The sequence below is a fragment of the Deinococcus aetherius genome, from assembly GCF_025997855.1.
Taxonomy (GTDB): domain Bacteria; phylum Deinococcota; class Deinococci; order Deinococcales; family Deinococcaceae; genus Deinococcus; species Deinococcus aetherius.
Map to the genome: position 1 here is coordinate 83,575 of NZ_AP026562.1, position 25,154 is coordinate 108,728.

A 25,154-nucleotide genomic window follows, 5' to 3' on the forward strand; every position below is an offset into this window, starting at 1 on the left:
CGGCGAGGAGGCCCCACAATAGGGGACATGCTGGATTTGACGGGCAAGGTCATTCTCGTGACGGGCGGCTCACGCGGCATCGGCGCCGCGACGGTTCGCACGCTGGCAGCGGCCGGGGCGCAGGTCATCGTGCACTACGGCCAGAGTGGGGGAGAGGCCGAGGCCATCGTGCGAGACCTCGGGGAGGACAAGGCACTCGCCCTCGGCGCCGACCTTTCCCGACCCGGGGTCGCGGTGGACCTGTTCCGGGAGGCTATCTCCTGGCGGGGCCGCATCGACGTGCTCGTGAACAACGCGGGCGTCGCCCCGAGCGTGACGGTGGACGAGCCTCTCGGCGAGTGGGCCGAGACCTGGGCGCGGACCTTGCAGGTCAACCTGATCGCCGTCGCCGACCTGTGCCGCGAGGCGATCCTGCACTTTCGCGGGCGGGGGGGCGGGATCATCGTCAACGTGGCGAGCCGGGCGGCCTTTCGCGGGGACAACCCCGACGCGATGCACTACGCGGCGTCGAAGGGGGGCGTGATCGCGCTGACCCGTTCCATCGCGCGGGGGTACGCCCGCGAGAACATCCTCGCCTACGCCGTCGCTCCTGGGTGGGTGCGCACCGACATGGCGGCGGGGTATGTGCGCGAGCACGCGGCGGACATCGCGCGGGAGATTCCGCTGGGGGACGTGGCTCCCCCGGAGGAGGTCGCCAACACGGTGGCCTTTCTGGCCTCGGGGCTGGCGCGGCACATGACGGGGGCGACCCTCGACATCAACGGCGCCTCCTACGTCCGCTAGACGCCCCGCCCCGGGTCGGCGGCGCGTCCGGGACACACCTCACCCGGGCCGGGCCCGGTACAGTGGGGTGATGTCGCCCGTTTCTCCCCGCCTGCCTCTCAGGAGCGGTTCGTGAATCCCGCGATCTCCACCGCCCCGCCGCCCTTCCAGCCGACCATCGACGCCCTGAGCGCCCACGTCGCGGTGGTGGACTCGGGCGGGTGGATCGTCGCCGTCAACCGGGCGTGGCGGCAGTTTTGCGAGGACAACGGCGGGGCGGCGGGGAGCTGCGGCGTGGGCAGCAACTACCTGGCGGTGTGCGGGGGGGAGGGGGGCGGCGAGGGCGAGGCCTGCGCGATGACGCTGGGGCTGCTCGCCGTCCTGCGCGGCGAGGTGCCGGAGTTCGTGCTGGCCTATCCATGCCACTCGCCCCGGGAGCAGCGCTGGTTTCGCGCCCGGGTGACGCCCGTGCGGGCGGAGGGGGGCCACGTCACCCACGCGGTCGTCGCCCACGAGAACATCACCGAGCGCGAGCTGGGGCTGCTCGCCCTCCAGGAGAGCGAGGCCCGCTTCCGGGCGCTGGCCGACGTGACGCCCATCGGCATGGCGGTGGGCACGCTGGACGGCGAGCTGGAGTACGTGAACGAGGCCTTCTTGCGGCTCGTCGGCGTGGAGCGCGCGGCCTACGCGGGGGGGAGGATCAACTGGCTCGACCTCACGCCCCCCGAGTGGCGGCACACTGACCGGCTCGCGGCGGCGCAGGTGGCCGAGCGCGGGGTGTCGCGGCCCTACGAGAAGGAGTACCGCCGCCCCGACGGCACCCGCGTTCCGGTGCTCCTCGCCCTGGCGGGCTACGGGGTGGGGGGGCGCGAGCGGCTGTGCGGGTACATGCTCGACCTGACCGACCGCAAGCGCGCCGAGGCCGAGCTGCGTGACCTCAACACCCGCCTGGAGGCCCTGGTGGAGCAGCGCACGGGCGAGCTGATGGACCTCAACCTCGAACTCCAGGCGTACGCGGAGGCGGTGACCCGGCAGTTGCGGGCGCCCGTCGCCCGGGTGCTCAACTTCGCCCGGCTGCTGCGGGCCGGGCTCGACGCCTCGCTGGGGGAGCGTCAGCGCCTGCACTTCGGGCACCTCCACAGCGAGGCCGAGCGCGTCGCGGGCCTGCTGGAGGACCTGCGCGAGTTCACCGCCCGCCCCGCGCCGCCCCCCCACGGGGAGGTCCCGCTGGCCGTGCTCGTGGCCCAGGTCAGAAGCGACCTGTTGCCGCTCACGCGCGGACGGCGGGTCGAGTGGCGGGTGGGCGAGCTGCCCACCGTGCGGGGCGACCCCCTGCGGCTGAGGCAGGCCGTCACGCACCTCCTGACCAACGCCCTGAAGTTCACTCGCGGACGCGAGCAGGCGCTGATCGAGGTCGGGGCGCGGCGGGAGGCGGGCGAGTGGGTGGTCCTCGTGCGCGACAACGGGGTGGGCTTCGATTCGGCGCACGCGGGCGAACTCTTCCGGGTCTTCGCCCGGCTCCACCCCGAGATGGAGGGCACCGGCGTGGGGCTGGCGAACGTCCGCCGGGTGATCCAGCAGCACGGCGGCCGGGTGGGGGCGCACGCCGAACCCGGGGCGGGGGCAACGTTCTGGGTGACCTTTCCATGCGCCCCCGGGGAGGGAGCGCCGTAGGGCGAGCCGCTGACGGTCGGGTCGCTCGAGTGGGCTCAGGCGCCGGGCCCCTTCCCCGACTGGCCGCCGTCCGGCCGCCCTGGTCGCGCGGCCCCCATCCTTTTCCGCCCCTCAGTTTTTCGGCAGGCGAATCTCCAGGAACATGTTCGGCTGGAGTGCCTGGTAGTCGCGGGTAAAGCCGCCCGTGTAGCTCATGCCCCACGGGTAGGTCTCCATCCCAGGGATACGCCGCCGGAGTTCGATGGGTCGCCCGTTCATGGTGCCCGTGACCTTGTAGGTCCCCCACATCACGTTCGCCGCGACCCAGCCCGAGCCGCTCATGACGAGCTTCGTCTGCCGCACCTTGCCGGTGGAGCCGTCCGCGAGCTTGCCGACGGGCGTGAGGGTCAGGATCACCTGCGCGGGGTCAATGTCGAAGTTGCCCGCCTCCCGCTCGACGAACACGCAGGCGAGGTTGCCGTAGGGATCGGCCTGCGAGAGGGGCTTGGGTTTGAAGGTGAAGTTGCGCACGCCGCCCACGCCGCCGGGCACGGTCTCCGGGGTCTGGGGCACGAGGGCGACACTGGCCGAGTAGCCGTCGTACCTGATGGACAGGCTGGCGGTGACGTTGAAGGTGACGGGCGCGTTGCGAACGTCGATCCTGTACCGCCCCTGCGCGTCGGTGCGGGTGATGAGGTTGCTGTTGTACCCGAGCGTGTTGTCCGCGACGACCTCGACGCCGGGCAGCGGCACGCCCTGCTCGTTCACGACCGTTCCCGTGATGAAGCCTCGCTGCGCGGTCGCGGCGCTGGACGCCCCAGGGGTCGTGTTGGAGTTGGACTGGGCCTGCGCGCTGGTGCCCGGCGCGGTGGCCGTCCTCTTCACCTCCACGAGTTCGAGCTTCACGTTCCCCGTGCCGACCCTGACAAGGGGCGCTTCCTTTTCCGCCAGCAGATTGCGGTCCACCCAGTCGCCCACGCTCACGTCCTCGTCCCCGTCGTTGTCCTGCACGGCGTAGATGGCGTAGGGCACGTCGTCGAGGTCCCTGATGGTGAAGTCCGCCCTGGCCTTCTTGCTGTCGATCACGGCGCCCTTCACGTCGTCCGAGTCGCAGTCTCCCTTCGGGCAGGCGATGATCACCGTGTCCTTGAGGGAGTGCCCGCCCGCCGCCGTGACCGTGCCGCTGATGGTGCGGGGGGCGGACGCCAGGGCCTGGCCTGCCAGGGAGAGGGTGAGGCCCAGCAGGGCGGTCAGGGTCTTGAGGGTTCGGTTCATGGGGTCCTCCGTTGCCTTCCGGCGTCCTGGGGACGTACAGGGGGCCGAATGGCTGGCGAGTGTCGTGGTGGGAACCGGCTGACGCAGGAGCGAAGTTCTGGAGGGAGACCGGGAGGCCATGCACTTCGCCCCCCGTGACTGAGGGCGCTGCAAGCGGGCCCGGATGACCGGCGGGCGTGGGCACAGGAGCTCCTGTGCCCACGCCCGCCGTGCAAACCTTCCCGCGCCCACGGCCTCCGTGGGGATCAGGGCTGCGGGGCGAGCTGGAGGTTGAAGTCGGTCATGACGCCGTACTTCGGCTCCTTGCGGAACATCAGGGTGGTCGAGGGCGCGAAGGTGTCCTCGTCCTGGCGCATCACCAGCATGTTCCGGGGAGCGCCGCCCTCGGGCAGGTAGCGGGCCGTGACGGTGTACCGGCCAATCGGCACGTCCGCGACCGTATTGCCGTCCACGAAGCGCTTCAGGGTCTCGCCCGTGCTGCCGTCCAGCAGCGGCCCGTCCGGGGTGAGGGTGAGTTCCACGTACCTGTTCTTGAAGTCGCCGTTCTTGTAGTTGCCGTACACCCACACGGTTCCGCCGTAGTATCCGCCGCCGGGCTTCTCGCCCGAGGTCTTCACAGTGAAGTTGCGGATGGCGCCCGCGTCGGTGGCAAACGACGCGGTATTGTCCACCTCCATACCCAGCTCGTAGGCGTCCCCGTTGTACACCGTCTTGAACGCGCCGCCCGCCTGCCAGGTGCCGAGCTGGTCGCGCGGCAGCGAGAGGCTGTAGCGGCCCTGTGCGTCGGTCCGGCCCAGGACGTTCATGTTGTCGTACAGCGTGTTGTCGGCCCACACTTCCACCCCGGCGAGCGGCTCCCCGGAGGCGTTTCTCACGACGCCTTTCATGGTGTACGGCGTGGGCTGGCTGGGATCGGTCGTGCCGGGATCGCTGGGCGGGTTCACAACGGGTGGCTCGGTGACCGGGCCCGTTGCGGTGGTTTCGCCGCAGGCGGCAAGCGTGGTGGCGAGGAGCAGGGCACTGACGATTCTGGCTGCATTCATGGTGTTCCTCCGGTCGTCCGCCCCTTGGGCGAACCTGGCCGGAAGGTACGGAGCCGGGGATGGCTGCGGAATGTTGAGAGCTGCTCCTGGGTGCCCGGCGGGCTCGGGTGTCCCAGCCCCAGGACGATGGAACACAGCGCCCACACGCCCTTCGGCACCCGCCGTGCCTGGAGCCGTGCGGCGGCAGTCACGCGGTGTCAGGAACGTTCGTCAACCTCTCTGGCCTCGTCCGCCTTGCCGCGCACGCCCTCATCGTCACCAGCAGCTGAGGATGAGCGCCCCTCGCTCCGTTGGCGCACAGCAGGGCGGGCGTTGTGTTGTGTACGTGGGATGCACTCCGTTACCCCATACGGCGCGGCTCGTGCAAGACTTCCGCCCGGGTGCCGTGGTCGTGCAGGCCGCCGCTGGACGGTGAAACGTCGAATGTCGTTCGACCCGGTGGGTGTGGCGTCCGGGAACGTCTGGAACGAGGAGCAGGGGCCGTAGGGGCGGGATGGTCCGGGTTCCGCCGACCTTCTGGCCCGTGCCCCGGGCCCGCTTCAGGTGGGCTGGGTCTTTCTGCCGTGCCTCCCGGCAGAGGCCCACGCGACATTCGCCAGCCATTCCGTGCCCCGTACCTTCCGGCCATGCTCGACGAGCGAAGGAGGCAGGACATGAAGGCCCACGCCACAACCCATCCCCGCATCATCCAGATTCTCGGTTCCACGATCACCCTGCACCACACGAGCGCGGACACGAACGGCGAGTGGTCCCTGCTGGAGTACGACTGCCCGGCGCAGTTCACCGGTCCACCCCCCCACATCCACGACACCTTCGAGGAGGTCTTCCACGTCCTCTCGGGCCGCCTCACGTTCACGCTCGGCGGCGAGACCACCGTGGCGGGCGCGGGTGAGACCGTTCGGGTCCCCAGGGGCGTTCCCCACACGTTCTCCAATCCCGAGGCCGAGCGGGCCCGCTTCCTCATCCTGAACACCCCGGGCGGCTTCGAGCGCTACTTCATGGAACTCGCGCCCATCGTCGCTGCCTCGCCCGTCTGGCCTCCCGAGGACCGCTCGGTGCTCGCTGGACTCGCCCACTTCGACCAGCGCCCGGCTTGAAGGTCACCTGTGAAGCCAGCCCTCCCGCCTTTTCCTGACGCCGAAGAGTTCACGCCTCCCGGGGAGACCACCATGAACCAAGCCCAGCTCGTGCCCGCCCGCCTCGCCCTCACCGTGCTCGTTTCGACCGTGGCCGTTCTGGGAGCCGCGGGTGTCTACCAGGCCTCCGCGCAGTCCTCGTCCCTTCCCCCTGCTGTGGTGGGAACGTGGAACGCCACCTTCAACGACAACGGTCAGCTTAACCCCGTGCTGCTCACCTTCCACGCCGACCGCACCCTGCTGATGTCGGGGGTGAATGGCGAGGGCTCGTCGCTCACCCTGGGGGGCTGGAGCGCGTCGCCGGACGGCGGGGTGGCCTTCGAGGCCCGCGTCCTCGGCGCCGAGAAGGGCAAGTACATGGGGTTGATTCGTCTGCGCGGCAACCTCAATGTCCACGGCGCGGCCCTGACGGGCACGATGGGCGGAGAGGCGGTCACGCCGGACGGCAAGGTCCTGTTCTCCTGGAAGGGAGAAACGATCAAAGCCCTGCGTGTGGCGCCGCCCGCCGCCGAATAACCCCCCGGAGACCGGACCCTGACTGGGAAGCGTCCCGACGCCTGGGCTGGTCTCCGATGATCGACCTGCGCGTCCACCGCCGTCCCACGACTCGCGCCCTTGAGGAAAAGCTATGCACAAGAAAATGATCGGCCTTTGGCTGCTGTCCGCTGCCCTCGTCGCCTGCAACACGCCCTCGGGCGGCAATCCCCTCCCCAATCCCCCCGCCCCCGCCCCGACCTTCCCCGCTGGCACCCCAACCGGCGAGGCCACGCGAACGACCGTCGGGCCCGAGGGCGGCACCGTCACCTCGGCGGACGGCAGGCTCAAGGTCAGCATCCCCGCCGGGGCGCTCTCGTCCCCCACCGAGATCACGGTGCAGCCCATCACGAGCACGGCCCCGAACGGTAAGGGGAGTGCGTACCGCCTGGGACCCGAGGGGACGACCTTCAAGCAACCCGTAGGACTCTCCTTCCAGTACGACGAGGCGCAGGAGAGCAGCGCCAGCGCCCTCGTCGTCGCCACGCAGGACCGTCAGGGGACGTGGCAGGCGAAGCTGGGCACCGCGCAGGACCGAGGGGCGAACACCCTCACCGTCTCCACGACCCACTTCAGCGACTGGACTTGGGCGGAGGCCTACCAGCTCGACCCGGGGCAGGCGACCGTCAAGCTAGGGCAGACCGTGAAGCTCACCCTGGTGCGCTGCGTCGCGGATGAGACCACCGGGGAGGGGGATGACCTCATCGCTCCCCTGACCAGGACGTGCGCGCCGTACACCCTGACGCCCTTCACCCGCAACTGGGCGGTGAACGGCACGGCGGGCGGGAGCGCGGCGGTGGGGACGGTGAGCAAGGATGAGGGGGACGTGTCCAGCGGGACGTACCGGGCGCCTGCGAGCAAGCCGAGCGTGAACCCCGTGGCGGTGAGCGTGGACCTCGTGCGCAACGAGACGGGCAAGAACACGTTGCGCCTGATCTCCTCCGTCCAGGTCATCGACGGTCTGGGGCCGTGCCGGGAAGTGGTGACGGGAATCTACACCTGCAAATATCAGCTCACGAAGGTGAACGGCAACAGCCTGCCATTCAACCTGCCGAAGCAGAGCCCGAATCAGGGCGACGCGCGGGACCGCCTCACCGGGGGCTACCTGCAAATCAGCGGCACAGAGGAGAACCTGCTGATCGGCGCGGCCTCGTACGAGATTCGCTACGAGTTCGACAGCAAGCCTGCGGGCACCGACCGCGAAACGCACCGCGTGCTGAACGACGTGGGCGACTCCCTCACGAACCTCCAGGGCACCGCCACCACCTTCAAGTCCATCTCGGGGGAGACGTACAAGGGCCTGATCCAGGCGGACAAGGCCAGCGCCGATAACTTTCCAATGAACACACCCGTCTTCTCCGCCCCCGTGAAGCTCGAATTCGCGCCCTGAACGAGTTCGGCGGAGGCCATCGGAGGGCGACTGCACGAGAGGTGGTCGCCCTTTGGCAACCCTCACAGACAAGCAGGAAGAGAGAGAAGGCTGGATGAACCACGAACGCCCCTTGCTTCTGAAGGGGTGTTCGCGTTCGTTCCTCACGGGTGGGTGCGGCGCCAGTCGGCGACCAAACGCAGAGACAACTCGTCGACGACGTTCTGAAGATTCTTCAGCGCGCTCCGGGAGTCAGCAATACCTATAGCCCCACTCTCCCAGACGACCCCAGCGGGTGACAGCCCTAACCTGCTCACGTTGAACGGGGTAAAGCTCCTCATCGCTGGGGGAGACCCCTGACAGGCTCCGTCCCTCCCGCTCCCTCCAGTCGTCCCCTGCTACCATCCAGGGAACGATGAACAACACGCCAACATGGCGCCTGTTCGTGCTCGGCGGGCCCCGACTCGTGGCACCGGACGGTCGGGAGACGCGGCCTGAGGGCAAGTCGCTCGCCCTCCTGGCGTACCTCGCCCTGGAGGGTCAGGCGCCCAGGTCACGCCTCGCCGGGTTGCTGTGGCCGGAACGCACCGAGACGGCGGCCAGGAACAACCTCGTCCAGCTCCTGCGCCGGATGCGCGCCGCGCACGGTGGGGCCCTCATCGTGGGTCAGGAGACGCTCTCCCTCGCACCCGGGGTTGGGGTGGACGTGTGGGACGTACTGAGGGGCACTCCCGGAGGAGCCGAGCTGCCGAGTGCTCCGCTGCTGGAGGGCGTTCGCTTTGGCGACCACCTCGACCTCGCCGACTGGCTGATCGTGCAGCGGGACCGGATCGACACGCGGCGGGCCCGGGAGACGGCACGCGCGGCGGACCGAGCCGAAGAGGCCGGGGACCTGGCGGGCGCCACCCGGCTCGCCCGGCGGGCCCTCGCCCTCGACCCCCAGTCCGAGGAGACGCACCGGCGGCTGATGCGCCTGCTGTACCTCGCGGGCCAGTCCGCCGAGGCGCTGGGAGTGTACGCGGGGTTGCGGGAGCGGCTGCGGGACGAGTTGCGCACCGAGCCCATGCCCGAAACCCGTGACCTCGCGGCGCTCATCGAACGGGGCGGCGCGTTGCCCCCGGCCCGGCCCGTGGTTCCGGTGTCCCTGGCCGCCCTGCATCCCCCCGTCCTCGCGGGCCGCGAACGCGAACTCGCCCGGATGGGGGAGGCCTGGGAGCGGGGGCAATTCATCATCGTGGCCGGGGCGCCGGGCATGGGCAAGTCGCGCCTCGCCGCCGACTTCGCGGCGAGCAGGGGGCGGGTGCTGTGGGTCGAGGCCCGCCCGGGGGATACCCTGGTCCCCTACACCACCACCATTCGCAGCCTGCGCCGGGCGCTGAGCCTGTCGGGTGCCGAGCTGCCCCTCGACCTGCGGCGGGCGGTGAGTTTCCTCCTCCCCGAACTCGCGCCCCCGGGGGAGGCACCCGCCACGACCACGGACGCGGGGCTGCACACCGCCCTCCAACACGCCTTCGGGCTCTGCCTCACCGGCGTGGACGTGTGCGTGTTCGACGACATGCAGTTCGCCGACGACGCGAGCGTCGAGGTCGGCTTCGACATGATCGGCGCCGTCTTTCCGATGGGCCAGCCGGGCGGACTCCCGCACTTCATCGCCGTGCACCGGGAGAACGAGCTGCCCCCGTACACATATGGGATTTTCGAGCGGCTGGTCGGGGCCGGGCAGGCCGAATGGCTGCGCCTCCCGCCGCTGAGCGAATCGGCCACCCGCGACCTGCTCGCCAGCCTGAGCGTCGCGCCCCAGGAGGTGGAGGGCCTCGCCCGCGCCTCGGGCGGACATCCCCTCTTCGTGCTGGAGGGGGTCAAGGCGCTCGCCAGCGGCGGCGAGTTCGGCCGCTCCGGCACCGTGCCGCCGAGGCTCGGTCAACTGATCGGCGACCGCCTCTCCCGGCTCCCGAAGATGGCCCTGCATGTCGCCCGCGCGTGCGCGGTCCTGGGGCGCGACTTTACCCCCGACCTCGTGGCGGGCCTGCTCTCGGCCCCGCTGCTCGACGTGGTGGGCGCGTGGGACGAATTGGAGGCGGCGCAGATCCTCGCGGGCGAGCGGTTTCACCATGACCTCGTGGCGGAGGCGGTGCTGGAGGGGATTCCGCCCTCGGTGCGGCGGCTGCTCCACCGCGCCGCCGCCCGTGCCCTGGAGGGCGAGAACGCCCCGCCCGCCCGGGTGGCCTGGCACTGGCGGCAGGGTGAGCAGGACCTGGAGGCCGCCCCGTGGCTCCTGCGGGCGGGCGAGGCGGCCCAGGCCTCCCTGCGCCTGCGCGAGGCGGCGGCCCACTTCGGGGAGGCGGCCCGCCTCTTGGAGGCGCAGGGCGACGGGCGCGCCTTCGGGGCGTGGCGACGCCGGGCGGAGGTCCTGAGCCTGGGCGACAACCTGGAAGCCCGGCAGTCGGCGGTGAACGACGTGCTGGAGCGGGCGGGCACCCCCACCGAGACCGCGCAGGGCTGGCTGCTCCAGGCGGGCCTCTTCTCCGCGCGGAACGAGGGCGTGCGGGCGGAGGGCGCGGTACGGCGCGGCCTCGCCGCCCTGGAGGGGCAGGACGAGCCGGAGTTGCGCGCGAATCTGCTCGGCGACCTCGGCGCGGCGCTGTGGGCGCAGGGTCGCCTGCCCGGGGCCGAGGCCGCCCTGCGCGAGGCGGTGGCGGTGCTGGAGCCCCTCGGCCCCTCCGTCGCCCTCGCCGCCAGCGGGCTGAGCAACCTCGCCGTCGTCCTCGACCACGGGGACCGCCACCGCGAGGCGGAGGGGCTGCACCGCCGGGCGGCGGGGATGCTGGAGGCGCTGGGCGACCGGGGCCACCTCGCGGTGATCCTGCGCAACCTTTCGGTCTGCCTGAGCGACCTCGGGGAGGTGAGGGCAGGTCTGGAGGCGCTGAAACGCTCCACAGCCCTGCACGAGGAAGGCACCCACGACGCCTCGGCCACGAGCCACCTCCTCCTCGGCCTCGCCCACGCGGACCTCGGGGAGTACAGGGCGGCGGTACGGCACTTCGAGCAGGTCCTCACGGGGGAACTCGATCCCAGCGGCTGGCTGCACGACTACGCGCGCGGCTGCCTCGGCGAGGTGCTGGTGTTCCTCGGGGACTTTGAGCGAGCCGGGGAATTGCTGACGCGGGCGCGGGCGGCCACCCTGCCCGGCCCCTACGCGGTCCGGGTCCACCTCGCCCTCGCCCGGCTGGCCTTCGGGCGCGGGGAGGACGATCAAGCAGCCCTCGAACAGGCTGAGACGCTGCTCGGTGAGGCGCCGCGCCCCCTCGCGCTGGGCCGGGTGCGGCTGGTGCAGGCGCTCTGGGCTGATCCTGAAGCCGCCTGCCGTGCGGCGCGCGGGGCCCTCGACCTCGCCCGCCGTCACGACCTCGGCGGCCTCGAACTCAGCGCGCACACGCGGCTGGCCGCCGCCCTGCTGCGGGCGGGTCAGGTTCGGGAAGCCCTCGACCAGGCGGCCCAGGCCGCCCACCTCCTGAACACGTTCGAACCCGCCGACCTCTCCCGCGGCGGGGTGCTGCTCACCCTGTTCGAGGCGCAGCAAGGAGCCGGAGACCCCACCGCGGAGGCGACGTTACGCCGGGCGGAGGCGTGGCTGGACTGCACGGCCCGCAAGCACGTCCCGCACGAGTTGAGGGACGCTTTCCTGGCCCACAACCCAGTCGCGCGCGGCATCCTCGTGGCGAGGGAGAGATTTTTCACAACGTAAGGTGAGAATAGATTAAAATGAGGAATGCCTGAATCTCAGACGTCCTGGCGACTGGACGTGCTCGGCCCGCCGCGCCTCACTTCGCCGGAGGGGCGGGCGCTGCCCATGGAACGCAAGACTGCCGCGCTGCTGACGTACCTCGCGCTGGAGGGGGAGGCGGGGCGCGGTCACCTCGCCGAGTTGCTGTGGTCCGAAACTCCCGTCGGGGCGGCGAGAAACAACCTCGTGCACCTGCTGCGCCGACTGAGGGAGGCGGGCGGCGCGGACCTCGTGGAGGCGGGCGAGTCGCTCGCGCTGGGGTCGGACGTTTCGGTGGACGCGCTCGACCTCCTCGAACCCGGGAAGCCGGGGGCGGGGGGCGCGCTGCTGGACGGGGTGGACTTCGACGACCTGCCCGACTTCGCCGAATGGGTCCTCGCGCAGGGCGAGCGGCTCGCGGCGGCGCAGGCGGGGCGGTACCGCGGGGAGGTCGAGCGCCTGCTCCGCGAGGGCGAGGCGGCCGACGCCGCCGCCCTCGCCGAACGCTGGACCGAACTCGACCCCGGGTCCGAGGAGGCGCACCGGGCCCTGATGCGCGCGCACTTCGACCTCGGCGACCGGGCGGCGGCGCTGCGGGCCTACCACCGCTGCAAGCACACGCTCCGTCAGGAACTCGGCGCCGAGCCCTCGCCCGAGACGCAGCGCCTCGCCCGGGACATCGACCTCGGTACGGTGGAGAGGAGCGTCCCCCGTCGTGCTGCCCGCATCCCCCTTCAGGTGCTGCGCCCGCCGACCCTGGTGGGCCGCGAGGACGTGTGGGCCCAGATGGAGGAGGCGTGGGAGAGGGGCCTGGGCATCATGATCGAGGGCGACCCCGGCTCGGGCAAGACGCGCCTCGCCCAGGACTTCCTGCGCTCGCGGGGGGACCATCAGGTCCTGTTCTTCCAGGGCCGCCCCGGGGACGCGGACGTGCCCTACGCCACGCACGCCCGCAACTACCGCCAGACCCTCGCGGCCAACCCCGACCTCGACCTGCCGGGGTGGGTGATCCGCGAACTCGCCCGGATGCTCCCCGAACTCGGGGAGGCGCCGCCTCCCATGACGACCGAGGCGGACAAGCGCCGCTTCTACGAGGCGAAGTACGAGGTCGTGCGTCTGGTGGCCGAGCGCGGACCCGTCATCATCTGCACCGACGACGTGCAGTTCATGGACGAGCCCAGCATCGAGGCGGGGGCCTACGTCGGCTCGCGCTTCTGGGGCGACACGAACACGATGCTGCGCTGCCTGTACTGCCACCGCAGCGGGGAGCTGCCGCCCTACTCGGCGGCGCTGCTCGACTCCATGTACGCGGCGGGCGTCGTCGTTCCCATTCACCTCTCGCCCCTGAGCCCGGACGCCGTCACGGCCCTGCTGACCGACCTCGACGTGCCGAACGGGGCGGGCGTGGCCGGGGAGGTCGCGCTCGCCACCCGCGGCAACGTGCAGTTCGTGCTGGAGACGGTCAAGAACATGTTCGAGCGGGGCAACACTGAGGTCCGGCTCCCCGCCTCCCAGCCCGCGGGCGTGGGCGCGATGATCGGGGAGCGCCTGTCGCGCCTCTCGGGGGGCGCCCTGCAGGCCGCGCGGGCGGCGGCGGTGCTGCGGCGCGACTTCACGCTCGAACTCGTCACCCAGACGCTCGGCACCGGTCTGCTCGACACCGTGACCGCCTGGGAGGAACTGGAAGGGGCGCAGGTCGTCTCCGGCGAGGCCTTCAGCCACGATCTCGTGCTCGAAACGGTGCTCGCGGGGATGCCGCCCACGGTGCGCCGGGTGCTCCACCGCAGCGCGGCCCGGGTCCTCGCTTCGGCGGGCGGCCACCCCGCCCGGGTGGCGGGCCACTGGGAGGACGGCGAGGACCCGAAGCAGGCCGCCCCCTGGCTGGTGAGGGCGGGCGACGCGGCGGCGGGCAGCCTGCGCTTCGCCGAGGCCCGCGAGTTTTACACCCGTGCCGAGGCCGCCTTCACGGCGTCAGGGGACGTGGCCGGGGCGGCGGCGGTGCGCGGGACCCTCGAAGCGCTGACGGCCCGCGCGGCGCAGGTCGCCTCCTGAATACACGTCATCCCCCAGCCACACCCCGCCCACTACCCTCAGACTCGCCCGCGGTCTCGCGGCGGAAAGGGGGACCATATGGAACAGGAGGAGGGCCGGGCCGAGCGGCTGGCGAACGAGGGGCGCGTGTACGTCCTGCGCGTGTGGCGCGAGCGGGAGGACCACCCCCCCGCGTGGCACGCCACGGTCCGGGAGGGCACCCACGGGGTGCGGCGGTCCTTCGCCAGCGTGGACGACTGCATCGAACACCTGTACGGGGAACTGCTGAAGCCCTGAGGAGGACGGGTGTGGCACAGGCGCATCCCGGCGGTGCGCCTTCGCTTTGTGGGAAGGCGGCGAGGGGTCCCGCTCGTGGTGTGCCCACCCCCTCCGTCCCGGGCAGGGCAACATCCTCCAGCCACGCCCTCCCCCGTACCTTTCCTCCAACGCGGTCACCCCGCGGTCCCCAGGAGGAAGACCCATGCGTACCCCACTGCTGCTCCCCGCCCTCACCCTCGCCCTCATCTCCAGCGCCCTCGCCGCCACCGGCACCCCGGCCCGATCCGCCCAACCGGTCGTCCAGGGTACGACGCAGCTCGACGGGCAACAGGCCAAGCCGGGTCAGACCTTCACCCTCGGCAAGGCCAGCCCGGTGAACTTCACCCTGCAAAGCGCGGCTTACACCACCACCCGCGTCCTGCTGGGTTCAACCGTGCTCGTGCCCAAGGTCGACGAGAAGCTCCTCGTGCTGCGCTTCACCGCGCACAACCCCAAGAAGCAGGACCTGACTGACATCTTGCAGTTGAGGGAAAGGACGTCTGGAACGCCCTTTTGGCCCCATTGTGGGGTGTGAACCCAAAAGAACAGCGTTCCAGACGGTTGTATTCTGACATCCTGCCCTGCTTTTCCCGCAAGCAGCATCGGGAGTCGTTCGAGGTCTTCCTCGACCTGCTGTTGGATGGTTCTGGTAGACCGCTACCCCAACGGGCCACCGTCAAATCTCCCTCAGCTCTCAGCCGCTTCCTCAATCACGCGGTCTGGGACACCCGGCACCTGTGCCGAGTGTTGCGTCAGCACGCCCTGGAGACGGTGCAGGACTGGTGGCGACAGCAGCCCCACCAGCGCCCTCGGCTGGAACTGCTGGTGGACCTGACCAGCCTGGAAAAGACCGGCAAGTTCAGCGAACTTGCCGACTGGGTTCACACCTTCAACAGCGTCCACGGCGTTCACCTGGTGGTGTTGTACCTGTGCTGCGGGCAGCTTCGTCTGCCCTGGGCTTTTCAAATCTGGCGGGGGAAGGGGACCCCTTCCCCCGCGCAGCTCGCGTTGAAGCTGCTCCGCACCGTTCCTTCTGCCCTGATGTCTGGAAAACGGCGTCCCCGTCTGCATGCAGACGGGGGCTTCGAGAGTGCCGAGTTTATTCGGGGCGTTCTCGCCCGTGGCCTCGACATCGTGGTCGGCGTGCGCTGCACCCGGAAACTGGAGGGTGGGCGGCAGGTCCGTGACCTGATGGTCCGGGGGAGCCTGGTCAAGCCCACAGGGCTTGACCACACCATGTGCGTCTCCTGGGTCTGGCTCTACCGCAACAAAGAGCCTGAACAACGCTTCGTGATGTCCAATCTCGATCTGGGGGGCAAGTACCTGGCTCGGCTGGGGAAGTGCCGGTGGCGGATCGAAGCCTTCTTCAAAACGGTCAAGGGACGCTTTGGGCTCGAACGCTTCGCCCAGCACAGCAAACAGGGGGTGATGCGCTGGTGGTGCCTCTCTGGGACAGCCTTCCTCCTCTGCCATCTCCAGAACCTCGATCTGCCTGTGGGGAGAGCAGGCATGTGGCCCGACTGGGGCGATCTGGCGAGAACCGTACGGTTCTCGTTCGTCCCCGATGTGCGTCGTCAAGCACTCCAACTGGAGCTGGACGCGCTCGACGCCTTCCAGCATGCACTTCCCGTCCCCTCAACCTAAATTGCAAGATGTCAGCTGACCCTGTACAACCTGAAGTTCACGGCGGTCGACCCGGGGAACGTCAACCACAGAGACGAGGGCACCTTCCTGCGTGCCGGGACGAACGAGGTGTACACGGCCAGCCTCAAGGCCGCGCAGAAGATCGAACTCGTCACGGTCATCCGCGTGCCAGCCAGCGGGGTCGTGCCGAAACTCATCGTGCAGAACGGCGACGGCGGCGTGCTGCGCTATGACCTGCGCGGCATCGTGAAGGGCGTTCCTGCTCCCTTCGCGGACCCCAAGGATGCCAGCGGCGCGACGGCTTTGAAGGACGCGCCCGCGAAACTCGGCACCTCCTACGCGCTGGGCCGCTACGACATGCGGCTGGAGAGCGTGGCCTTCTCTACCGAGCCGATGTTGAATCAGGCTGCACCCTCCGGCCAGCGGTACGTCCTCGCCACCGTCGTGATGAAAAATCTCGGCGGCAACGATGATAGCCCCTCGCACTACACCTTCCAGGGCTCCGAGCTGTTCGACGCGGACGGCGAGCCCGTGCGCTTCTGGGTGCTCGCCAGGGGCAGCCGTCCGGAGGAAGCCATCAACCGCGCGGTCAAGCCGGGCGAGGAGTACCGCGTGCGCCTGGTGTTCGTCGCGCCCGGGGGCGTGGGATTGCGCGACCTCACCCTGCGTGAACAGGGCGGCCGGGGCCTGGTCTTCGACCTCCGCAACGTGAAGTAGCTTCTTCACGCCCGCGGCCAATACCCGGAGTGCAAAGACGTCATCCTCTGGCCGCTGGCCCTCGCTCCTCTCTGGCCCGCTTCTCCCTCACGCTCCTGTTGACGGTGAAGGGTACCTGCGGCCTCGCAGAGCTGTCCCGCGTCCCTCCGGGGATGGTGCGGCGCCCCGGTCACACCGTGAGCGTGTACCACCTCACGGCTTCTCCCACGACCGGCGAGGTGGCGTGCCTGGAAGCACTGGGGGACGGAGCGGCCCTGGGCTTCCCCGTACGAGGCGGGGGCGCCCCCACCCTACCGTATGCCCCGGCTGCTTCCTGGCGTATGAGGAGGCGAAGGCGCTGGAACTGTACGGGGGGCCGCTCCTTGATGGCGTGGAGTTCAACGGTACACAGGACTTCGAGGAGTGGCGCCAGGCGCCGAGGGCCCACCTCGACGGTGGAGGCCGCGTCCATCGTGCCGTCCGGGAGGAGCTGCGCCACGGTGAACCGCGACAACGAACGGAACACGTTCCGCCAGAACGCACCGGCGACGGCCCCGTGATGCAGGGCCTGGGCGGGTTGCTCATGGGCCGACCGTGCACTCCGCCATTTGACCCGATACAATTAATACAACTCAACATCGCAATTCGACCTGTTCAGCAAAGGTGACGATCGCCCCCCTGGTTGGGCGGTCTCCACTGAGGACGGGGGCGAACTTCGAGGGTGGCAATTGAATAGAATGGTGAGAAACCCTCGCAGCCTCCTCACCATCCCTCCCGCCCCTGCTCACGGCCAAACACCAGAAGAGCGCGAGCGTTGCCCTTCCAACTCAAGCCACCCCCAGTTCCTCCGCCCGGAACAGCGACCGAAGTGAAAAGACCCGCCTGGCAAGCTGGACACTGCCCTCAAGAGGCCGGGCTCGTGACTGCCGCGTGTCAAGCAGGCGACTGGGGCCGGGCACCTCCAGGGCGTCCTATTTCGGACACCCCACCTCAGAGACGCTTGCTGCGCGACGCTCCCCAGATTTGCCTGCTGCCCTCCAGGGTTCCGGCCCGCTCTGTTCGGTCGGCGACAGGTAGCCTGACCCTCGCCCGGCCCCCCAGGCGGACACGCCTACTGTAACCCTTCCCTGAAGCCCGCCCGCCACGACGGATACCGTAACGCCCAGCCGAGTTCGCGCTTGGCCCTGGCGTTGGAAAAGCCGCGCCCCTCGGTCATCATGCTCACCGGCACGTCCCCGGCCAGCAGCCGGGCCAGCCACCCCGGGACCCGCAGCGGCGGCCTCATCCCCGCGCTCGCGGCCAGATAGGGGAGCCACTCGCGGGCGGGGGCGGGCTCGTCGTCCACGATGTTGAACACCCCCCGCGCGCGCTGCTCCACGACCAGGACGGTGGCGCTCGCCGCGTCGTCGAGATGCACCCAGGACATGTACCCCTCGCCGCTCCCGACGAGCGGATACTGCCGCCTGCGGAGGAGTTCGACCTGGTCGTCGGAGGCTCCCGGCCCGTAGAGCGCGCCGTAGCGCAGGGCCACGCCTCCGGCCCGCACCACCACGTCCTCGAGGTGGCAGATCGCGTCCGCCGACGTGCTGAAGGTCGTCCCCGTGCCCTGGTACAGCGGGTCCTGCTCGGTCTTCACCCAGCCGCCCTCGTGGACGCCGTTCCAGCCCGCGTAACTCTGCGCGACGACGTGCCCCACGCCGGTCGCTCGGGCGGCGGCCAGCAGGTGGTCCGTCCCCTCGGTGCGCAGCCGGTTGGTGGTGGCGAAATACCGGTCCCAGTGCTTCGTGTCCGGCTTCCCCGCGTGCACCCTGGAGATGCCGGTCATCTGATGCACGATCACGTCCGGCCGGGCCGCGGCCACGGCTTTGCCGACCGACTCCGCGTCCAACCCGTTCATCACGACCCCAACTGCGCCGAGCTGCCCCAGCAAGCTCAGCTTGTCCGCGCTCGTGGTCGTGGCCGTCACCTGATGGCCGCGGTCCACCAGTTGCGGGATCAGTCGCCGCCCCAGAACTCCCGCTCCACCCGCGACAAAAATCCTCATTCCTACCGCCTTTCTCATCTTGAGATGGACCACACATGCAGACCTGAATTCGGCACCAGCCTCGGCAAGCCGGGAGAAACGTCCCATCGTCCGTTCAACACCCCGGCGAAAGCCCAGTGGGCACTTCAACCTGCCCCACCCCTTCACCCCCTCCTTACTAGCTGATCGCTCGTCTAGTAAACAAATTGTAGATTCAGGGCCAGACCTGGAACAGGGACAAACGCCTGAGCGGGAGGCCAGGAGGGCCGCCGTTGCCTTCTGAAGGTCTGCGGGACAGGGAAGGCAGACCTTCAGGTGTCCCGGCTGGAACTCCGCAGGCCGCTCACCTCGCGCAGGATGAGGTCGCGGACCCCGCACAGCAGGGAAACAGGCAGGTCTGCCCCTCCGTCAGGCGAACCACTTGCGCCGTTCCGGCCCGTAGGTCTCCAGCTTGGGCGCGAAGACGATGCCGTCCTCGATGCCGAGGTTCATGCCCCGCGTCCCACGGGGAAGTGGAGATGAGCCGTGTCCCCCGCCAGGAACACCTGGCCCTGCCGCTCGGTGGCCGCCAGCCGGGCACCGATCCTGAATTTACGACCAGCACCGACGCACGGGCGTGTTCTATGTGCTCCTCCTTCAGCCGAGCGCGGCGGTCAGAAATCCCTTGAGGTGGGCCTTGCGCGCCTCCAGAAAGCCGGGGGTGTTCACGTCGAGGCCCAGCGGCGTGCCCAGGGTATTGCCGAGCAGGATGTGGGCTCCGCACAGGGCCATGACGCTCATCACAGTCTGTCGGGCATCGCTCTCTGGCCCGGCAGACCGTGACAGCAGGCCGCCCACAACCTCCACGGTGGCGCCGATAGCCTCCCACTGGCTGGGCAGGTCGTTGATCAGGGTGTTGCCCTGTAGTTGGGACCAGCCCACCAGCCGGATGAACGCAGGATGCTCGTCGAAAAACTCGAAGACGGAATCGACCAGTGCCCCGATCAGTTCCGGCCGCTCCGATTGAGGGCCGAGCCGGGCCAGGGCGCGGGGGACAACCCGCCCCACGGCCCGGTTCTGACGGTCCAGCACGGCCTGCCACAGGCCCGCCTTGGAGCCGAAGAAGTAGCTGGGCGTCGCCCGCGCTACCCCGGCGGCCTCGGCAATCTGGGAGAGCGCCGTGGCCTCGAACCCCTGCCCGGCAAACAGCGTGGTCGCCGCCTCAAGGATGGCCTCGCGGCTGCGCTCGGCATCCCGCGATTGAGCAGGTGCAGGTAGGGTCATCGTCTCCTCTCTAACTAGCTGATCAATCGTCTAGTATTAGAGCATAGAACAGGTCACCCGAGCGTGCGAGGGACAAAGGCCCCAGGGCCACCCCACCCAACTCGCCGACCTTTTCGAGATGGCTTCCTTACGAGTTCGTCGGGTAGCCTATCGGCTGCCCTCACCCCATTCTCTTCGATGTTGCCGAAACCGAGTTGTTTGGCGCAGGCAACTCCGTCGTCCGGGGCGTCGAAGGTCCGTTCGTGTGAGAAGGTGTCATTGGGGAAAGGTCGACGACTTGCCGCCCGATGGAGACCTTTTTCACTTGTATTAATTAAAAGGCAGCGGGAATTGTCGGGAATTGTGGCGCTGGCGAGACCGGGTCAGGCGTCGCGCGGCGGGCCGTAGAGGCGGCCGAAGGCCTCGCGGTGTTGCTGCCGGGCGCGGTGCGTCGGGAGGGGCGGGACGGTGGCGCCCGGCCGGGGACCCAGGGCCTGAAGGGCACCCGACAGGCCCGGAAAAAGCCCGGCGGCGGGCATCGCCAGGATGGCGGCTCCGTCGGCGGCGCCCGGTTCCCGATCCGTCCGCTTCACCGGGAGGCCCAGGGCTCCGGAGACCAGCCCCAGCCACAGGTCGCTCCGTGCCCCGCCCCCGGTGGCGAGCAGGGAGGTCACCCCGGAGAGGGGCCGCATCACGTCGAACGCGTCGCGCAGGGCGCAGGCGGTTCCCTCCAGCAGCGCCCGCGTCAGGTGTCCCCGCCCGTGCGCGAGGCTGAGCCCGGTCCAGGCACCCCGCAGATCGCCCCGCATGTGCGGGCTGCGCTCCCCGGCCAGGTAGGGCAGGAAGGTGACTCCGTCCGCCCCGTCGGGCACCCCCGCCGCCTCCGTGAGCAGGGCGTCGAAGCCGACTTCCGGGGCCAACTTGTCGCGCAGCCATTGCAGGGCTCCCGCGCAGGCGAGCGTGACCCCCAGGAGGTTGTAACCGCCGTCGGCGTGGGCGAACAGGTGGACGCGGCCCCCCGGGTCCGGGGTGGGCCCCTCAAGCGGCACGAACAGCACGCCGCTCGTGCCCAGGCTCACGCTGCCCACCTCTGGACGCTGGCTCGTCAGCCCCAGCGCGACGCCTGCCGCCGCGTTGTCCCCGCCTCCCGCCACCACGGGGAGTCTGGCGGGGAGTCCTGTCCGGGCGGCCACCTGCGCCTTCAGCCCCCCGACGATGTCCCAGGAGTTCACCACCTCGGGGAAGAGGTCGGGGGACAGGCCCAGGGCGCCCAGCACATCCTCGTCCCAGTCCTTGCGCGCGAGGTTGAGGGCCCCCACGCCGCTCGCGTCCGACGGCTCGGTCGCCATCTCCCCGGTGAGCAGAAAACCAAGGTAATCCTTGGGGAGGAGGACGTGCCGGGTGCGGGCGAAGTTCTGCGGCTCAGCCTCGCGCAGCCAGACGAGCTTGGGAAGCTGGAAGCCGGTCACAGCCCGGTTGCCGGTGCGCGCGATGAGGTCCGCGCGGGGGACGCGGCGCTCGATCTCCTCCACGGCCGCGTCCGTCCGCTGGTCGTTCCACAGCGGTGCGGGGCGGATCACCTCACCGCAGGCGTCCAGAAAGACGGCCCCGTGCATCTGGCCGCTGAGCCCCAGGGCCAGCGGGACGGCCCCGAGCTCGCCGAGTTGCCCGGAGAGGTCTGCCAGCGCGGCCAGGGTGGCGTCGGCCCAGTCCCCCGGGCGCTGCTCCGTCCAGCCGGGGCGCGGCGTCAGCAGCGGGTAACTCCGGCCCGCCTCGGCCACGACCTGCCCCTGCCGGTCCAGGGCGACCGCCTTCACCCCGCTCGTCCCCAGGTCCAGGCCCAGGGTCACGGGGAGGGCGGTCACGTCGTGACCTCGGTCTCGGGCTGGCTCGCGGTGGACGTGCCCCCCCGGACCCCCAGCAGCAACTCGACGGTGAGCTGGTCGAGCTGTTCGAGCCCCGGTCCACGCCGCCCCAGCATCTCCCGGTCGAAGCTCCGACGCTTCAGGGCCCGCGCATTCTCCGGGCTGAACTTTCCGGTCAGGCCCTGGAGTTCCTCGTCCTCCACCCGGTAGGCCGCCAGCGCCGCCTGAATCTCCGCATCCTCGCCCCACTGCCGCGCCTTTTCCCTCAGGATCAGGTACGTCCGCATGCAGCCCCGCGCGAAGGCCCACACCCCTCCCTCGTCCTCGGTCCGCAGGGCGTGGGCGTCGAAGTGCCTCGGCCCGTCATATCCCGTGTCCTCCAGCAGCTTGACGAGGAAGAAGGCGGTCTTGAGATTCTCGGCCCCAAAACGCAGGTCTTGGTCGAAGCGGCCCGGCTTCTGGTCGTTGAGGTCGATGTGGAAGAGCTTCCCGGCGTCGATGACCTGCGCCACCGCGTGCGGGAAGCTCAGGCCCGCCATCGTCTCGTGCGCGAACTCGGGGTTGAGGCCGAAGAGGTCCGGCTGGTCGAGGGTGGCGATGAAGCCCAGGGCGGAGCCGACGGTGGGCAGGAAGATGTCGCCGCGCGGCTCGTTCGGTTTGGGTTCCAGCGCGAAGCGGTAGTTGTAGCCCTGCGACCGGCTGTACTCGGCGAGGAAGTTGAGGCTGTCGCGGAACCACGACAAAGCGTCCAGAAGTTTGCCGCCCGCGTCCACCTCGGTGCCCTCGCGTCCTCCCCAGAAGACGTAGGTCTGAGCGCCCAACTCGTGGCCCAGGTCCATCGAGAGCATGGTCTTGTGCAACGCATAGGCGCGGACGCGGGCGTCGGCGGAGGTGAAGGCGCCGTCCTTGAAGGCGGGGTCGGTAAATAAGTTGGTGGTCGCCATCGGCACGACGAGGCCGTGGTCCGAGAGGGCCTGTTTGAACTCGCGGACGAGGCGGTCACGCTCGGCGGCGGCGGCGTCGATGGGGACGAGGTCGTTGTCGTGCAGGTTGACGCCGTAGGCGCCCAGCCCCGCCAGCCTCTCGACGATGGAGGGGGCGGAGAGTGGCTGGCGGGTCGGCTCGCCGAAGGGGTCGCGGCCCGGGTTGCCGACCGTCCAGAGGCCGAAGGTGAACTTGTCGGCGGGGGTGGGGGTGTAGGAGTCACTCATGGTGGATCCTCTCGGGGCGGGGTTCTCCGGGCAGGGGGCGGGCGGCAGGGCACGGGACGGTCCGGGAGTGGCCCGGCGGGGATGTGGGATGATCTTAACCGGGCACGGGCGGGAAGCCGCGCGGAAGCCGGACGGTGCTGCCGGCGCCGTTACCCCGGGGCGTCCACGGGGCGGCGCTCCTCGCCCAGCCAGGCCGGGCGGCGGCGCTCGTGGGCGCGCCACCAGCGCTCGAACTCGGCGGGGGGCAGGGGCCGGGCGAGGAGGTAGCCCTGCACGAGGTCGCAGCCCAGGGCGTGGACCCGCCCGAACTGCCAGGCCTCCTCGACGCCCTCGGCGACCACCGTGAGGCCCAGGCTGTGGGCGAGGCCCGCGACGGCCTGCACCACCCGCGCCGCGCCCGCCGGGTCGTGGCCCGCCTCGTCGAGGTCCCGCACGAAGCCCCGGTCCACCTTCAGGCTGGTGAGGGGCAGGCGGGAGAGGGAGGCGAGCGCCGACTGCCCGGTGCCGAAGTCGTCCACGGCGACCCGCACCCCCCGGTCCCCCAGCCGGGCGAGCTGGCGCGCCGCCACCGCCACGTTCCGCACCGCCAGCCGCTCGGTGATCTCCAGCTCCAGGGCCTCCGGGGGCAGGCCCGCCCCGCGCAGGGCGAGCAGGACGCGGTCGGGGAAGTCGGCCTGACCGAGCTGGGCGGGCGAGACGTTCACCGCCACCCGCAGCGTCAGGCCCCGGGCGCGCCACTCGGCCGCCTGGCGGCAGGCCTCGCGCAGCACCCACTCGCCCAGCGGGAGGATCAGCCCCAGGTCCTCGGCGACCGGGACGAAGCGGTCCGGGGGCACCTCGCCGAGCAGCGGGTGGGTCCAGCGCAGCAGGGCCTCGGCGGCCACGACCTCGCCGCGCGGACCGCACTGCGGCTGGTAGTGCAGCCTCAGCTCGCCGCGCTCCAGGGCGCCGGGGAGGCAGCGCCGGGTCTCCTGGCGGGCGCGGGCCTCGGCGCCCATCTCGGGGGTGAAGAGCTGCACCCCGTTCTTGCCGCGCAGCTTGACGTGGTACATGGCGTCGTCGGCGCGGCGCAGGAGTTCCCCCGCGCCCTGCGCGTCGTCGGGCCACACGCTCACGCCCACCGAGGCGCCCACGCTCACCCCCGCGCCCGGCAGCGCCAGGGGGGCGGTCAGGGCGTCCAGCAGCCCCCGCCCCACCGCCAGGGCCGCCCCCGCGTCCAGCCCCGGCAGCACGACCGCGAACTCGTCGCCGCTCAGGCGGGCCACCCCGGCCCCGGCGGGGGCGTGATCCCGCAGGCGGGCGGCGATCTCACGCAGGGCGGCGTCCCCGGCCGGGTGCCCCAGGGTGTCGTTGATGTGTTTGAAGCCGTCGAGGTCCACGAACAGCAGGGCCACCCGCCCCCCCGCCTCCCGCGCCCGGCGCACGGCCTCCTCCAGGCGGGCGGTCAGGGCGCGGCGGTTGGGCAACCCGGTCAGGGGGTCGTGGTGGGCGAGGTGTTCGAGCTGCGCCTCGCGGGTGCTCAGCGCGCGGTGCAGCCGGGCGTTGTCGGCGAACATCACGATCTGGCGCGCCATCACGAGCAGGGTGACGAGGGCGGTGCCCCACAGCACACCGGTCACCGCGAGCGTCTGCCGCCCGAAGAGGCTCAGCAGCAGCACGAAGGAGGCGAGCAGCGCCAGGTAGGGGGCGAGCAGGGTGAGGTTGACCTGGAGCGCCGGGGCGCGGCGGGGGGCGTCCGGCCGGGCGCGGGCCGCGAGGACGGCGGCGAAGCCCTCGACCACGAAGCTCCAGGCCCACAGCGCGTCCACCGGGTGGCCCGTCACGTAGGCGTCCGCCTGCGTCAGGTACACGAAGAGGTAGTCGCCGACGATGTTCAGCCCCAGCCCGAGGGCGAAAAGCACCTCGTGGGCGCGCAGGCGCTGGTGGCGGAACACGGCCAGGAGCAGCAGGCTGAGCAGGAAGAGGTCGAAGACCGGGTAGGCGAGCGACACCAGCCGCGAGACGAGGGACTCGCCCGTGTCCCCCGCGATTCCGGCGAGGAACAGGTGCCAGGAAAAGACGCTGACGGCCCCCACCACGATCAGGCTGTCGAGGGCCAGCCGGGCGGCGGCGAGGCCGCGCAGCGGCAGTCGGGCGAGCGCCAGGAAGGCTGCCCCCTGGAGCAGGTAGGCCACGAAGTACAGGCCGTCCGCGAAGGAGGGAAAGGGCGGCACCTTCACGATGAGTTCGAGGTAGGCCCAGGAGCCCTCCGCGAGGAAGCGCACGAGCGCGTGGGCGAGCAGCCACGCGAGGGCCAGACGCGACGCCCCCCGGCTGCGGGCGAAGAGCTGCCCGACCACCGCGAGAAACAGCCCCACGACGAGCAGGTAGTGGAGGTCCGAGTACCAGTCGCGCCACCCGGCCCCGCCCCAGCCGCGAACCAGCCACGCGCTGTGGAGCACGGCGGCCAGCACCAGCAGGGTCGACAGGGCCAGAGTGGGGCGCGCCTCGCGGGGCAGGGAGGGGACCATCAACGCCCCACTGTGCGCCACCGGGTGTGACAGGCTTCTGACGGGAGGAGGACCTTTCCCTCCAGTGAAGGAGGCGCGG

General features: G+C 70.6%; 19 protein-coding genes. 11 read left to right on the plus strand and 8 right to left on the minus strand.

From position 1 onward, the window contains the following. Window positions 1–27 precede the first annotated feature (27 nt). Together DAETH_RS20015 and DAETH_RS20020 are read left to right on the plus strand one after the other, a co-directional pair. Window positions 28–783 (plus strand): SDR family NAD(P)-dependent oxidoreductase, encoded by a 756-nt coding sequence (locus tag DAETH_RS20015; RefSeq protein WP_264778386.1) that lies wholly within the window; start codon window positions 28–30, stop codon window positions 781–783. A 111-nt stretch (window positions 784–894) separates the two neighbouring features. After that, a complete protein-coding gene (locus DAETH_RS20020) occupies window positions 895–2,436 on the plus strand; it encodes an ATP-binding protein (RefSeq protein ID WP_264778387.1) in 1,542 nt (513 codons plus the stop codon). A 111-nt stretch (window positions 2,437–2,547) separates the two neighbouring features. Here DAETH_RS20020 and DAETH_RS20025 read toward each other — a convergent pair whose 3' ends face one another. Together DAETH_RS20025 and DAETH_RS20030 are read right to left on the minus strand one after the other, a co-directional pair. Further along, window positions 2,548–3,690 carry a carboxypeptidase-like regulatory domain-containing protein gene (locus DAETH_RS20025; RefSeq protein WP_264778388.1) on the minus strand — a complete coding sequence of 381 codons (1,143 nt, stop codon included), beginning with the start codon at window positions 3,688–3,690 and terminating at the stop codon, window positions 2,548–2,550. Window positions 3,691–3,935: 245 nt separating this feature from the next. Next, a complete protein-coding gene (locus tag DAETH_RS20030) occupies window positions 3,936–4,733 on the minus strand; it encodes a peptidase associated/transthyretin-like domain-containing protein (RefSeq protein ID WP_264778389.1) in 798 nt (265 codons plus the stop codon). Window positions 4,734–5,359: 626 nt separating this feature from the next. On the opposite strand from DAETH_RS20030, the gene DAETH_RS20035 reads away from it, so the two are divergent. From DAETH_RS20035 to DAETH_RS20075, 9 genes are all read left to right on the plus strand, one after another. Further along, window positions 5,360–5,830 carry a cupin domain-containing protein gene (locus tag DAETH_RS20035; RefSeq protein WP_264778390.1) on the plus strand — a complete coding sequence of 157 codons (471 nt, stop codon included), beginning with the start codon at window positions 5,360–5,362 and terminating at the stop codon, window positions 5,828–5,830. A gap of 72 nt (window positions 5,831–5,902) precedes the next feature. Beyond that, entirely contained in the window at window positions 5,903–6,385 is a 483-nt protein-coding gene (locus tag DAETH_RS20040; RefSeq protein WP_264778391.1) for a hypothetical protein, read from the plus strand. 112 nt (window positions 6,386–6,497) lie between these two features. Next, complete coding sequence (locus tag DAETH_RS20045) at window positions 6,498–7,793, plus strand: hypothetical protein (protein ID WP_264778392.1); 1,296 nt, start codon at window positions 6,498–6,500, stop codon at window positions 7,791–7,793. Window positions 7,794–8,187: 394 nt separating this feature from the next. Next, window positions 8,188–11,517, plus strand: a complete 3,330-nt coding sequence (locus tag DAETH_RS20050) for an ATP-binding protein (RefSeq protein ID WP_264778393.1) — start codon at window positions 8,188–8,190, stop codon at window positions 11,515–11,517. Between the two features lie 24 nt (window positions 11,518–11,541). Then, window positions 11,542–13,587, plus strand: coding sequence for a BTAD domain-containing putative transcriptional regulator (locus tag DAETH_RS20055; protein ID WP_264778394.1), 2,046 nt, complete (start codon window positions 11,542–11,544; stop codon window positions 13,585–13,587). Window positions 13,588–13,665: 78 nt separating this feature from the next. Next, the gene (locus tag DAETH_RS20060; protein WP_264778395.1) at window positions 13,666–13,863 is read left to right on the plus strand and encodes a hypothetical protein; all 198 of its coding nucleotides are present in this window, start codon (window positions 13,666–13,668) and stop codon (window positions 13,861–13,863) included. Window positions 13,864–14,047: 184 nt separating this feature from the next. Then, window positions 14,048–14,419, plus strand: coding sequence for a hypothetical protein (locus DAETH_RS20065; protein WP_264778396.1), 372 nt, complete (start codon window positions 14,048–14,050; stop codon window positions 14,417–14,419). Further along, window positions 14,416–15,528 carry a transposase gene (locus DAETH_RS20070; protein ID WP_264774679.1) on the plus strand — a complete coding sequence of 371 codons (1,113 nt, stop codon included), beginning with the start codon at window positions 14,416–14,418 and terminating at the stop codon, window positions 15,526–15,528. The genes DAETH_RS20065 and DAETH_RS20070 overlap by 4 nt, the downstream gene beginning before the upstream one ends. Window positions 15,529–15,636: 108 nt before the next feature. Next, on the plus strand, window positions 15,637–16,245 hold the full coding sequence (locus DAETH_RS20075; RefSeq protein ID WP_264778397.1) for a hypothetical protein: 609 nt from the start codon (window positions 15,637–15,639) through the stop codon (window positions 16,243–16,245). A 1,090-nt stretch (window positions 16,246–17,335) separates the two neighbouring features. Here the strand turns inward: DAETH_RS20075 and DAETH_RS20080 are convergent. From DAETH_RS20080 to DAETH_RS20105, 6 genes are all read right to left on the minus strand, one after another. Next, window positions 17,336–18,268, minus strand: a complete 933-nt coding sequence (locus DAETH_RS20080) for an NAD-dependent epimerase/dehydratase family protein (protein ID WP_264778398.1) — start codon at window positions 18,266–18,268, stop codon at window positions 17,336–17,338. Between the two features lie 467 nt (window positions 18,269–18,735). Beyond that, window positions 18,736–18,831: an FAD-dependent monooxygenase gene (locus tag DAETH_RS20085; protein ID WP_319993765.1), complete on the minus strand. Its 96-nt coding sequence runs from the start codon at window positions 18,829–18,831 to the stop codon at window positions 18,736–18,738. A gap of 52 nt (window positions 18,832–18,883) precedes the next feature. Continuing rightward, on the minus strand, window positions 18,884–19,510 hold the full coding sequence (locus tag DAETH_RS20090; protein ID WP_264778399.1) for a TetR/AcrR family transcriptional regulator: 627 nt from the start codon (window positions 19,508–19,510) through the stop codon (window positions 18,884–18,886). A 362-nt stretch (window positions 19,511–19,872) separates the two neighbouring features. Continuing rightward, a complete protein-coding gene (xylB, locus tag DAETH_RS20095) occupies window positions 19,873–21,354 on the minus strand; it encodes a xylulokinase (RefSeq protein WP_264778400.1) in 1,482 nt (493 codons plus the stop codon). Continuing rightward, entirely contained in the window at window positions 21,351–22,565 is a 1,215-nt protein-coding gene (xylA, locus tag DAETH_RS20100; RefSeq protein ID WP_264778401.1) for a xylose isomerase, read from the minus strand. Before xylA ends, xylB begins: the two co-directional genes overlap by 4 nt. Before the next feature lie 149 nt (window positions 22,566–22,714). Further along, entirely contained in the window at window positions 22,715–25,075 is a 2,361-nt protein-coding gene (locus tag DAETH_RS20105; protein WP_264778402.1) for a putative bifunctional diguanylate cyclase/phosphodiesterase, read from the minus strand. Between the last annotated feature and the right edge of the window lie 79 nt (window positions 25,076–25,154).